This window comes from Salegentibacter sp. T436, from assembly GCF_001932675.1.
Classification (GTDB): Bacteria; Bacteroidota; Bacteroidia; order Flavobacteriales; family Flavobacteriaceae; genus Salegentibacter; species Salegentibacter agarivorans.
Window position 1 is genome coordinate 4,016,417 of sequence record NZ_CP012872.1, and the last position, 12,734, is coordinate 4,029,150.

The 12,734-nt window shown below is 30.5% G+C and carries 8 protein-coding genes; 5 read left to right on the plus strand and 3 right to left on the minus strand.

Annotation, left to right across the window (positions count from 1 at the left end; translation table 11 throughout):
- Positions 1 to 10 precede the first annotated feature (10 nt).
- The 3 genes from AO058_RS17835 to AO058_RS17845 all read left to right on the plus strand — a co-directional run bounded on the left by AO058_RS17835 (position 11) and on the right by AO058_RS17845 (position 2,195).
- Positions 11 to 427, plus strand: coding sequence for a LexA family protein (locus tag AO058_RS17835; RefSeq protein ID WP_075327767.1), 417 nt, complete (start codon positions 11 to 13; stop codon positions 425 to 427).
- A gap of 1 nt (position 428) precedes the next feature.
- Entirely contained in the window at positions 429 to 1,688 is a 1,260-nt protein-coding gene (locus AO058_RS17840) for a Y-family DNA polymerase (protein WP_075327768.1), read from the plus strand.
- A gap of 87 nt (positions 1,689 to 1,775) precedes the next feature.
- Positions 1,776 to 2,195 (plus strand): hypothetical protein, encoded by a 420-nt coding sequence (locus AO058_RS17845; protein WP_075327769.1) that lies wholly within the window; start codon positions 1,776 to 1,778, stop codon positions 2,193 to 2,195.
- 91 nt (positions 2,196 to 2,286) lie between these two features.
- Here AO058_RS17845 and AO058_RS17850 read toward each other — a convergent pair whose 3' ends face one another.
- From AO058_RS17850 to AO058_RS17860, 3 genes are read right to left on the minus strand one after another with little or no spacing between them, the layout of a single operon-like run.
- Positions 2,287 to 3,420, minus strand: a complete 1,134-nt coding sequence (locus AO058_RS17850; protein WP_156858162.1) for a hypothetical protein — start codon at positions 3,418 to 3,420, stop codon at positions 2,287 to 2,289.
- Positions 3,362 to 3,808 (minus strand): hypothetical protein, encoded by a 447-nt coding sequence (locus AO058_RS17855; protein WP_075327771.1) that lies wholly within the window; start codon positions 3,806 to 3,808, stop codon positions 3,362 to 3,364. The genes AO058_RS17850 and AO058_RS17855 overlap by 59 nt, the downstream gene beginning before the upstream one ends.
- Before the next feature lie 10 nt (positions 3,809 to 3,818).
- Positions 3,819 to 5,525, minus strand: coding sequence for a hypothetical protein (locus AO058_RS17860; RefSeq protein ID WP_075327772.1), 1,707 nt, complete (start codon positions 5,523 to 5,525; stop codon positions 3,819 to 3,821).
- Between the two features lie 248 nt (positions 5,526 to 5,773).
- Between AO058_RS17860 and AO058_RS17865 the strand changes: the two genes are divergently transcribed.
- Together AO058_RS17865 and AO058_RS17870 are read left to right on the plus strand one after the other, a co-directional pair.
- Positions 5,774 to 9,085, plus strand: a complete 3,312-nt coding sequence (locus AO058_RS17865) for a helicase-related protein (RefSeq protein WP_075327773.1) — start codon at positions 5,774 to 5,776, stop codon at positions 9,083 to 9,085.
- A complete protein-coding gene (locus AO058_RS17870) occupies positions 9,085 to 12,732 on the plus strand; it encodes an Eco57I restriction-modification methylase domain-containing protein (protein ID WP_075327774.1) in 3,648 nt (1,215 codons plus the stop codon). Before AO058_RS17865 ends, AO058_RS17870 begins: the two co-directional genes overlap by 1 nt.
- Positions 12,733 to 12,734 lie beyond the last annotated feature (2 nt).

Genomic DNA, 12,734 nt, shown 5'->3' on the forward strand with positions numbered 1-12,734 from the left:
TTCGTAGTTAATGAAAATTTACAAAAAATATTCGCTTCATAATTTAATAATGCCATTTTCTTCCTGCGGGATTTCCGCCGGATTTCCTTCCCCGGCCGATGATCATTTGGAAGATATTATCGACCTCAACCAACAACTCATTAAGAACAAAGAAGCTACTTTCTTTGGTAGAGCTGAAGGCGATAGTATGATCGGTGCCGGAATCGGGAATGGTGATCTCTTGGTCATTGATAAAAGCTTGAGACCAAAAAATCAGAATATAGCAGTTTGTTTTCTCGATGGAGAATTTACCGTTAAGCGAATTAAGATTGAAAAGGATATCATCTGGCTGGTGGCTGAAAATGAAAAATATCAACCCATTAAAGTCACTCCAGAAAATGATTTTGTGATTTGGGGTATTGTCACTCACTGCATAAAAGACCTATAGTATGTTTGCCCTGGTAGATTGTAATAATTTTTATGCGAGTTGTGAACGCGTTTTTGACCCTTCTTTACGTAATAAGCCCGTGGTTGTACTATCTAATAACGATGGTTGTGTTATTGCGCGCAGCAATGAAGCAAAGGCATTGGGGATCCCTATGGGAGCGCCAGCATTTCAATTTAAAAAAGATTTTGAAGCTAAAGGAATTTCCGTTTTCTCCAGTAATTATTCCCTATATGGAGATATGAGCGGACGGGTAATGAATATCCTTTCCCAATTTACACCTGAAATAGAAGTTTACTCCATAGATGAATCTTTTCTGAAATTTAATGGCTTCGAATTGTATGACCTGGAGCGAATTGGAAAAGAAATGGTAGAACATGTGTTAAGGCATACCGGAATTCCAATTAGTGTAGGACTCGCTCCTACAAAAGCCCTGGCAAAAATTGCGAATAAAATTGCTAAGAAATTTGCCGATCGCACCGGTAGTGTTTACGCGATAGATTCTGATGAAAAGAAAGAAAAAGCATTGCGTTGGACAAAGATTGGCGATGTTTGGGGAATTGGGCGCCAACACGAAAAACGATTATTAAATATCAATGTGAAAAATGCCTGGGAATTTATTCAACTTCCAAATGAATATGCTCAAAAACAGATGAGCGTTGTAGGCTTGCGACTGAAACGGGATCTATCGGGTGAATCTACATTGGATTTTGAAGAAGTAAAGAATAAAAAAAATATTGCAGTTACCAGGAGCTTTGATAAAATGTATAGCGATTATAATGATTTGAGGGAGCGGGTAGCCACATATGCAGCCAAAGCCGCAGCAAAACTTCGTAAACAAGATTCAAACTGCACTTTACTGTATGTGTTCTTAATTACCAACCCCTTTAGAACCGACCTAAAGCAATACAGAGCTAATATGGTGGTTAAACTCTCCAATCCCACACATTCTACAATGGTCTTGACTAAAGCTGCCTTATACGGACTTAAAAAAATATATAAACCCGGTTACCAATACAAAAAAGCCGGAGTAATTATTATGGGAATTACGCCAGCTTCTGAACGGCAGCTCTCATTGTTTTCTGCGGAAGACCCCCGGCATCATATACTTATGAGAACAATAGATCGATTAAACAAAACCGAAAACGGAAAAGTGAAATTTGCAGGAATGGATCTTGGCCGTACCTGGAAAATGAAACAGGAACGTCTTTCAAATCGATATACTAGCAGGATCGATGAGATTATTCGCGTAAGGTGTGGTTAAAAAGGCTAACTCACATTTTTAAAATTTATTATGCTTTTTGTGTAAACTGCAAGCTTCTAAACATTTAAGTATTATAATTTTAGGAGAATGAAAACTCTTTGCATAATTTTTTTATTTATACCCTTTAACTTTTTTGGGCAGGAGGTTTATTACTCTTTTCTTACTGAAACTTATCCCAACATCTACAGGTCAGAGTTTAAATGGGTTGATCGGAGAATCGTTTTTGAACCCAATGATGTAACTATAGTAACCGAAACAAAACAGGGAAAGGATATAGAAGTTTTAAAAATCCAGGAAACCCAAGTTTTAGAGGACAGACTTACACTAATTCGTGAAAAAAGAAGTAAACGCAAAATAACAATTGTATTTCCTAAAGAACAAGAGGAATTTTTGTATATAGATTATTATTACCGCTCTCCTTCCACCAATGAAGAAATACAAATAAGATTACACGTTGAAAAAAAGCCAAATTGTTCAAATGACCAAATAGAAATTGGTAATGGTTGAAACTGTTTGAAGCTGATAGTATCTCAAATCATTTCAAATGAACTCAACCTAAATAATATCTTGGCATTAGTTAGAAGGTTAAAGAAATCAATTATTCAATAATATCTATTTTAACAGAATCCGAGACTTCTGCTTGACCTGAACCTTCACTATAAGCTTCAATTACTATGTCTAAATCAGGATTATAGTCATTTGTATCTATATAGAATTTAACGCCCGAAACAACACCATTTGAAGTAGTGGCATTCGCCCTATTTGTAAATCTTCCTATCGACAAAGTATCATCTTCAAATGTTTGATAAGCCTTAAAGTTCACTACAATTCCATCGCTCGCTTTACCATTATCACGCAATGTATAAACGGTTAAATCTATCGGATTTGACTTAGTAATGCTAGTTGAATTCGATTCAATTAGCAATTCATTTGGAAAGGCTTTTTGCAAATCAACAAATTGCTCTACTATATATTGATTATCATTATTACCAATTTCTGCTGAAAAATAAACCCTGCCAGACTCAATTGGTACTTCAAATTGAATTTCAGCAATTCCATCTTGATCTATCGGTTTTATTGACTGATTTGAATCAACACCTAGGAACTCACCTTTACTTTTCTTGAAAGTTACATTTTGAAATTCATCCATGTCAACCTCAACAATGGCTCTTAAGGTAATAATGGAACTACCGTCAGCTACTACCTCCTGCGTTAATTCATTTCCTGAGGAACCTAAAATCTCAAGTTTAATTATATTTTCAAATTCTAATAAATCAATAAATTTTTCATTAATAATATTGTACGCCTCATTTTTTATTTTTGCCGACAAATATATTCTGTCCTTACTTAATGGCACCTCTAAAATTACTGAGGATTGCCCACTAACATCGACCTTTTTATCGATGGATTTTCCTCCATTCGAAATAAATTGCCCACCTGAAGTTTCAAAAGTTATTGTTCTATATTTCGGATCAGCTTTTTCAGATATATTTGCAATTAGTTGAATTTGGTTTTCACCATCCCCTAGCGCTTCAGTTAATGCCTCTCCAGTTTCCAAATCCTTTATTTCAAATGATAAAATTTCATCATTTTCGAGATATTCAATTGGGACACCTTCACAATTAATAAAGAAAACAGAAATAATTACCAGTAAAATTGAATTTTTTAAACCTCTAAATTGCATGCATGCTCTTAAAAGTTTCCCAACCATAATTTTTAAAATATTCGTCATCACTAAACTTTTTATAAAAATCCATTAAAAAATAGCCAAGATCCAACTCATTAGAACTCAAATTAGATACTAACTCCAATTCCACTTTAAAAACATCGCCTTGTTCTATTTTCCTATTAATTTCTATATCTATTATTTTACTTTTAGTTTCCTCATTAATTAAAAAATAAAATTGATCACTTCTTCCACCTACCAGTCTGAATCTTAAAACAAAATTCTCTATTGATATATTATCTTTCAACACATATTCGATTTCTAAAGTAGTTCTTGATTTACCCAAACCTTTTAGTTCACTTTTATGGAAGGGCAGTTTTAAAATGTTCTTATCTCGATCACTTACTCTAGAATCCTTGAATAAATTCGTGAAAATCAAATGAAAATTTTCCATATTTATTTTATTAAGGTTTAATTAATTTTCCAAAAATTGACAGAGCATCTTTTAACTCAACATCTAAACTTGCCGAAATACCCCAAGTAAATTCTGTATTTAAATCGGTGATTATCGGATTCACATTTTTTTCTTTATAAAAAATTCCACCTAAATTCATTCTAAGTATAGGAATAACTCTAAATCCAATTCCAAAATAAGGACTACCTAAATCGAAATATTTTTCAAACCTATCCTCGTAACTACCTATTCTTTGAACTAAACCAATTTGAATACTAGTTCTTTTTAAAAATTCATCAAATTTTTTTAAGTCGCTATATTTTGCTGACCGATTTACAGGTTTCAAATGAAAATTAATCCCATCCAAAATAAAGGTTGAGTTAATTTCTGGAGCAATGAAAACTCCAAAATCAACACCTAAATAAGGTGATTCGCTAGTAGATATATTGACTTTGGTACTAAGGTCTAGGGGTACGTAAAAGGAACTGTATAAACCTGACAATAAATTGGGGTAATTTTCAGCTAAATCCCGGGTCTCTTCAATTGATCCTTGAATGTGATTTACCGTTTTAGTCCATTCTCTAAATACATCCGTATCTATATCTTTAAAATATCCTTTCTTGGAGCCTAAATCAATTGTCTTCCGGAAGGTTTCAAAAATAGCCATTCCACTCGTTAAACTTATAATGGAATCATTATCAACAATATTCTTCCCATCAAGCTTTTTTTCACCAGCTAGAATTTCAAAAACACGATTTTGATTGGCCTTAATAAATGGAATTTCATAATATGTATCCCCTTCGAAATCTTTATCTATATAAGGATTTGACTTTGTATCCAAAATCAAAATATCAAGAATATCAGCCATAGAAAGGGTGAAGTTTGAAGGTGAACTTTTTTCAAGTTTTTTCCAAATTTCATCATCACTTCTGATTTTCTCTAAGTCACTGACAAAAGTAGAATCTCCTATAATTTCATAAATTCGTTTATTAATTGGTGGTTTATTGCCTCTTATGTAATAGTTAAGGTCTTCATATTTTTTATAGATATCATTATTTAGCAAAATAAATTCTTCAAACTCTTCTATTTGAGATTCTGTAAGTAGTTGCTCGAGATTGGCTTCTACTCCATCCTTTGTAAAATAATTATTTACACCGGTAATCGGATAAAGCCTATCCTTTAATTCAGAATTGATTTGCTTAATATCATTAAATAGTATTGGACTATCGAATGATACTATCTCATTGATATAATTTGTAATAACGTTTATAGCTTCATCAGATATTTGCTTATTGTCACCAAGATTTTCATAAAATATGAATTGAAATTCATATTGCTCATTAGGATGAAGTGGAGGTATTAAAACTCTAAAACTTTTATTGTTTAATTTTAAGGTATTTAAGTTTTTGTAACCAGATTCATCGACTTTGTTATAAAAGTAGTAATCATTACTTTTATATTTTTCATAACACCCCTCTTCTCCTATATTTAAACAATGATTGGCAATTTTAATTTTGACTTTTAGCAAATCTGCCTCTCGTTCCTGAAGAGTTCCCTTTATAAAAAATTTCTCATCAAAAGGAATTTTAGCCCTATCCGTATCAGAAATAGAACTAGTCTCTGGATTTAGGGTAATTTCAATAGTTGGGTCCAACTGTTGCCCAAAAGAATTATTTAGCAACAGCAGAATACCGACAAGAAAAAAATATCTTGACATAAATTGTTATTTTATTATAGGATATTAATATAAATATATAAAAAATTAGTTTTATATATCTTTTTAAGTTAATCATATATAATATATAAAACCGCAGAATTGAAGGCTAAGTAATGTTTCAATTAAAATTTCTACTTATCGGTTATACATCAATAAGAAAATTTTTTTTCCGTTCAATCTAAAGCTGTCATTTATTTAAGATAGTCAAGTTTATTTTTAAATTTACCATCCTATAACTACAATATTCAATGTCTACTAAATTTTTTACCAATAAAAAGGATAACAGTCTCTTAAAGAAATTTGAAGGCGTATTTAATAACTTATCTAACATTCACCATTTTGATGCACTAGTTGGTTATTTTAGAGCTACCGGTTATTTTAAGATAAGACCATTTCTAGAAAACATACCAAATATTAGGATTTTGGTAGGTATTAATGTAGATGTTTTATTAGAAAAATATCATTCCTTAGGCCAGCAATATTTAAAAGATCCTAATGAAACAAAAGATCAATTTATTCAAGCTTTAAAAAAGGATATTCAGGAAGCAGATTATTCAAAAGATATTGAAGATGGTATAATACAATTTATAAAAGATATCATTGATAATAAAATTGTAATAAAAGCACACCCTGAAAAAAACTTACACGCAAAGATATACATATTTAAGCCTGAAAATTTTAATCAATACTCCACAGGAAGTGTTATAACAGGATCATCAAATCTTACCGAACCTGGGTTAGGTTCTCGAGAAAAATCTAATTATGAATTTAATGTTGAATTAAGAGATTACGATGATATTAAATTTGCATCTGAAGAATTTGAAATGCTTTGGGATGAAGCAGTAGATATTTTACCGGTAGATGTTTCTGCTCTTAAAAAGGAAACTTTTCTAAATGATAATTTTACTCCATTTGAACTTTATATAAAATTATTAATTGAATATTTTGGTAAACGGATTGAATACGATCCTACCAACATAGATTTACTTTTACCAGACAAATACCTAAGACTTACTTATCAATCCGAAGCAGCAATTGAGGGATATGAAAAGTTAATGGAGTATAATGGTTTTTTCTTAGCAGACGTTGTAGGGTTAGGAAAAACAGTAATAGCAACTATTATCACTAAAAAATTTGTTTTTGAGAATGGTTATCATTCTAAAGTATTAATCGTTTACCCACCAGCCTTAGAAGAAAACTGGAAAACAACTATCAAAGATTTTCATATTGAAAATAACACTTGGTTTGTCTCTACGGGAAGTCTTCATAAAGTGTTGGATGGCAATAATAAAAATTATCCTAATCCTGATGAGTTTGATTTAATTGTTATTGATGAAGCACACAAATTTAGAAACGATACTTCTAATATGTATGAAAAGCTTCAAACGATAACTAAAACTGACAGAAGAATACCTGGTTCCAATGGAGATACTAGAAAAAAAGTAATGTTGCTATCTGCCACACCATTAAACAATCATCCGGCAGATATTGAAAATCAAATATATTTATTTCAAGATAAAAGGAATGCTAAACTACCAAGTATAAAAGATTTACAAGCTTTTTTTACGCCTCTCAAGGAAGAGTATGACGAACTAAAGAAAGATCAAGTTTTAGATGTAAAAAAGGTAAAAGCGATATTTGATAAAATTAGGGATAAAGTAATTGAACCTTTAGTAATTAGAAGAAGTCGAACAGATATTGAAAATAATGATGACTTTAAAAAAGATATCGCAGCTCAAGGAATTATATTCCCTAAAATAAAACCTCCAAACGAAGTCAAGTATAAATTTGATGATAAGTTAAGTGTATTATTTGATACTACTATTTCAATGCTTACTTCAATGGATGAAAATAGAAACCCAATAGATGGGATTGGCTTTTATCGGTATAGAGCTATTCAGTTTTTGATTAAAGAGGAAGATAGAAAAAGATACGGTAACGTAGAAGACATTTCTAATAGGCTATCGGCTATAATGAAAACTTTACTAGTAAAACGCTTAGAAAGTAGTTTTTTCGCTTTTAAAAAATCTCTTTTTCGTTTGCATCGAAACACCAATCATATGATTAAGATGTTTGAAGATGATAAAGTCTATGTAGCTCCAGATATTGATGTAAACAAATATATTAATGAAGGGAATGAAGAAGCTTTAGAACAAAAGATCAATGAAAAAGAAGGCAATAATCAAATATATGGTGCCGAAGATTTCAAGGAGGACTTTATTGAGCTTTTAAAAAATGATGAAATAAAAATAAAAAGATTAGTTGAGGAGTGGGGTGAAATTGATTACGATCCCAAGCTTGATAAGTTTTTAGCAGATCTAAAATCTAAGTTTCTAAACAAAAACTATAATCACTCAGGGAAATTAGTTGTGTTTTCTGAATCTAAAGAAACCATTAACTACTTAAGCGAAACACTTAAAGACATTGGAGTAAAAAAAATACTTACCATAAGTGCAGCTAATCGTAAAGAAAAATTTCCTATTGTTTTAGAAAACTTCGACGCCAACCGAGATAAAGAGGATTGGAAAAATGATTTTAATATTATTTTTACAACTGAGGTATTAGCCGAAGGTATCAATCTACACCGTTCTAATGTAATTGTTAATTATGATGTGCCTTGGAACTCTACAAGATTAATGCAACGAATTGGTCGAGTAAACCGTATTGGTACGGAAGCTAAAGAAATTCACGTATTTAATTTTTATCCCTCAGATAAATCAGATAATCAAATAAAACTAACCAATACTGCAATTAAAAAGCTTCAGGCTTTTCATAGTGCGTTTGGGGAAGACAGCCAAATCTATTCACAATTAGAAGAAGTTGGCGAAGCAGGATTGTATGGCTCTAAATTAAAAGAAGAGATTAACGAAACACTATTGTTTTTACAGGAACTAAGAGAGTTTAAAAAGAAAAACCCTACACAGTTTAATCAAATTAAAAATATTCCTAAGAAATCACGCATAGCTCGTAAAGCAAACAGCATAAATAGCTTTATTAATGTAGATAATGCTTCAATAACATATATAAAAAGTGCGGGGCATCCAGGTGTATTTTATAAAACTGATGAAAACAATATTGTACACGAACTTACCTTTGTAAATGCTGCTAAAATTTTTAAAGCAAAAACTAAAGAAAAATCTGTAAAATTACCGGAAACACATCATAAACAAGTTTCTAGGGCACTTACACATTTTAAAACCATAGCTAAGAATATGGAAACCAAAAATGTGACTAAAAAACAGTTATCTACAACAGAGAAGAAAGCAATTACACAGTTAGAGTTTTTTATTGGTGTTGCCAAAAATGAATTTATGAAAACCCAATTACAAAGAGCATTAGATGAAATCTATAAAGGCTCACATAGACAACTTCCTAATAAATTAAATAAGTTTTTTAAATCAAATACTGAAAACGATCCTCAAATGGTTATTGAAAAGCTTTTCAACGATGTTTTAAAAACAATGAACTTTAGCGATACGGCAAGAATAAAACAAAAAAGAGCATCACTTTTTAGTAAACCTCAAATAGTTATTTCAGAATCTTATATCGAAACAAAATAATGGAAACTACTCTACAGCAAATATTTACAGGAGAATATAATAGAGACGCATTCGATAAAGAAGTCTTAAGACCAATATTTCAAAAATCAGTTAAAGATTTTATTATATATGAAGAAGGAAGTGAACAGGAATTTGAATTAACAGAAACCGATAAACGTTCTGCAAAAAAAGTACTTAAATACGGTGAGTTTAAAACACACGATAACCGTAAAATTGAGCTGTATGAAATAACGGTAGAAGACTTCAAACAAGTAAAAATTGCACGAGTAGGATTAGGTGCCTTAGTAAAAAAACTAATTATTGGTAATAATGCAATCTTTGCTACTTTTAAATATAATAAAACGGTTGAGAGACATTGGCGCTTTTCCTTTATAGCTTATGATAGTTTCTTTGAAAATGGCCAAGTACAAACCAAAGAAACCAATCCTAAGCGTTATACTTATGTTTTTGGAGACAAAGATGAAACGTACCGTACAGCCATAGACCGTTTTCAAAAGCTAAATGATAAGTTTCAAATCAAAGTAGAAGATATTCAGGAAGCATTTGCTGTAGAAGCGATGTCTATAGAGTTTTTTAATGAGTATAGGGAAACGCACTATGCTAAATTTGTTAGACATTTGACTGGTGATGTTTTTGAAAAAAAAGGTAGTAAGCACGTATTAGTCGAAAAAGAGAAACCTAAACACGGTTTTCTAGATTCTGTTTTCGATGGCAATAAAAAAGATGCTCGTGATTTTTGCAAAAAGCTACTAGGTCAAATTGTATTTATATATTTTTTACAAAAAAAAGGATGGATGGCATCGCCTTCAGGTGATTTCCAAAAAGCTGATGGAGATAAAAATTTTCTTCAAAACCTTTATAAACAATCTGGTGAAAACGATAACTTTTATCCAATATGGTTATCAAAATTATTTTATGAGACCTTAAACAAAAAAAGACCCGATCATAATTTTACAATGCCAGATGGTTCTAATGTAAAAATCCCTTATTTAAATGGTGGTTTGTTTGATAAAGAATCAGATGAGTTTGATCATTTAGTATTTCCCAGTGAATTATTTACCGATTTATTTGAGTTTTTTAATCGTTTTAATTTCACCATCTATGAGAATAGTCCAGAAGAGCGTACAGTTGCTGTAGACCCAGAAATGTTAGGGCATATTTTTGAAAACTTATTGGAAGACAATAAGGATAAAGGTGCTTTTTACACGCCTAAAGAAATTGTGCAGTATATGACACAAGAATCTTTAATTGAATATTTAGTTACTTATTTAGGAGAGGACACAAAACAAGGAGTTAGGCCATTTGTAAAACAAAAAAATAAAGAAGCGTTAACCAACATACAGCTTAAAGAAATAGATAATCTTTTAGACAACGTAAAAATATGTGACCCTGCTATTGGTTCTGGTGCATTCCCTATGGGTTTATTACAAGAGATATATGCATTAAAAGAACGTATTGCGTTCGATTTAGGTAAAGGATGGAACCCTGCTACTGTAAAAGAAAATATTATACAAAACTCTATTTATGGGGTAGATATTGAAAAAGGAGCGGTAGATGTTGCACAATTACGCTTTTGGTTAAGCCTTATAGTTGATGAAGAGGAGCCAAAACCTTTGCCCAACTTAGCCTATAAAATTGTTGCTGGAAATTCATTGGTAAGCAAATTTGGTGATAAAATTATTGAAATTGATTGGGATAGAAAAAGTAGCGTTGGTAAAGCAGATGAGCATATTAAAAACATGCAAAAGGCTTTACAACTAATATCAACCAAACAAAAAGACTATTTTGAAAGTAAAATTCTTGAAGAAAAAAATCAACTAAAATCTGATATAAGAGAATTAAAATTAACTGTTCTACTAAATCAATTTTTATTTAATAAAGAAGCTTATTTAAATAAAAACCAAAAGGTCTTTGATATGGGATTTGGCTTAAAAGCTAAAGAACGTAAAAGAAATAAAGAGATAGACGAAAGAATCGAAGAGTTTGACAAAACTATTTTAATAATCAAAGAACTATTCAATAATCCAGAACAATCATTTGAACATTTTGATTGGCGATTAGATTTTCCTGAATTATTAAATCCTATTATTAACACGGATGATAGTAAAAGAGGGTTTGACATAGTTATTGGTAATCCGCCCTATATAAAAGAATATACAAACAAAAAGGCTTTTGATGGTTTTAGAAATTCAGATTATTATAAAGGTAAAATGGATTTGTGGTATGGCTTTGCGTGTATTAGTATAGACTTATTAAAAGAAAAAGGGGTAGAATGTTTTATTGCACAAAATAACTGGACAACGAGTGCTGGAGCTTCTATTTTTAGGAATAAGGTTTTAAAAGAAACCAAAATCAAGCTCTTTACAGATTTTTGGAATTATAAAGTTTTTAAATCAGCTGGTATTCAAACAATGATTTATTTACTTAAAAAAGAAGTTCCTAATTCAGCGTATCCATTAAGATACTCTTTGCTTAAAGACGATACCATTAAAGAAAGTGAACTGGAGCATTTCTTAAACTTCAAAAATGATACTGGAGTTGACGAAAAATACGCATTAGATTTTGATAGCACCCTATATCATAATTCGCTAATTACTTTTAATAATCCTAAAATTGATAATGTTCTTAAGTCAATACTTGAAAACGAAGTAGAGTTTTTAAACTCTAATGAAATTGCTCAAGGAATTGTTTATCCTCAAGACAAATTAAATAAAAAAAATGCAGATAAACTAGGTGAAGGTTTTAATGTAAATGATGGTGTTTTTCAAGTCAATAAGCAAGAATTAAGTAGTCTTAATTTGAACTCTGAAGAAGTCCAACTTATAAAACCAATTTATTCAACTTCTGAATTACACAGATATTATGGAGACAAAGAAAATAATGAATGGATTATTTATACTAAATCTCATATAAAAAATACTATAGATTCATATCCTAATATTAAAAAACATTTAGACAGGTATTCAAGTATTATAACATCAGATAACAAACCTTATGGTTTACATAGAGCGAGAAATGAAAACTTTTTTAAAGGAGAAAAGATTATTTCATTGAGAAAAAACAGTGAACCTTGTTTTACATATACAGATTTTGATTGTTATGTAACTCAAACTTTTTATTCCCTTAAAACTAATCGTTTTAACCTAAAATACTTAACAGCCCTTTTAAATTCAAAACTAATTGCTTTTTGGTTACGTTTTAAAGGGAAAATGCAAGGAAATAATTATCAGATAGATAAAGAGCCTTTAGTAAATATTCCTATCATACAACCTGAAAACATAAAACCTTTTACAATACTTGCTGATTATTTGATATTTCTTCATAATCCAAATACACTACAAGCAAATTCTTTTGCGAAAAATAAATCTATTGCTAAAGCATTTGAGGATTTAGTGGATATGATGGTTTATGAGCTTTATTTTAAACTGCATATGATCGATCTGAAAATTGATGTAATACAATTTATTGACACAGAAAGTATTTTTAATCCAATTTCAGAATTAAAGGATGATAAATTAAAAGCAGAAATTATTGGTAAATGTTATACTTGGTTAAATAAAGAGAATAATCCGATAAGAAATAGAATACTATTGAGCAATATACATAGTAACGAAATTATCGCTTTAATAAATAGTAATACTCTTTAGTT

Coding starts and splice junctions, on each gene's coding strand:
- AO058_RS17835 (WP_075327767.1), top strand. CDS start 11: ATGAAAATTTACAAAAAATATTCGCTTCATAATTTAATAATGCCATTT.
- AO058_RS17840 (WP_075327768.1), top strand. CDS start 429: ATGTTTGCCCTGGTAGATTGTAATAATTTTTATGCGAGTTGTGAACGC.
- AO058_RS17845 (WP_075327769.1), top strand. CDS start 1,776: ATGAAAACTCTTTGCATAATTTTTTTATTTATACCCTTTAACTTTTTT.
- AO058_RS17850 (WP_156858162.1), bottom strand. CDS start 3,420: ATGACGAATATTTTAAAAATTATGGTTGGGAAACTTTTAAGAGCATGC.
- AO058_RS17855 (WP_075327771.1), bottom strand. CDS start 3,808: ATGGAAAATTTTCATTTGATTTTCACGAATTTATTCAAGGATTCTAGA.
- AO058_RS17860 (WP_075327772.1), bottom strand. CDS start 5,525: ATGTCAAGATATTTTTTTCTTGTCGGTATTCTGCTGTTGCTAAATAAT.
- AO058_RS17865 (WP_075327773.1), top strand. CDS start 5,774: ATGTCTACTAAATTTTTTACCAATAAAAAGGATAACAGTCTCTTAAAG.
- AO058_RS17870 (WP_075327774.1), top strand. CDS start 9,085: ATGGAAACTACTCTACAGCAAATATTTACAGGAGAATATAATAGAGAC.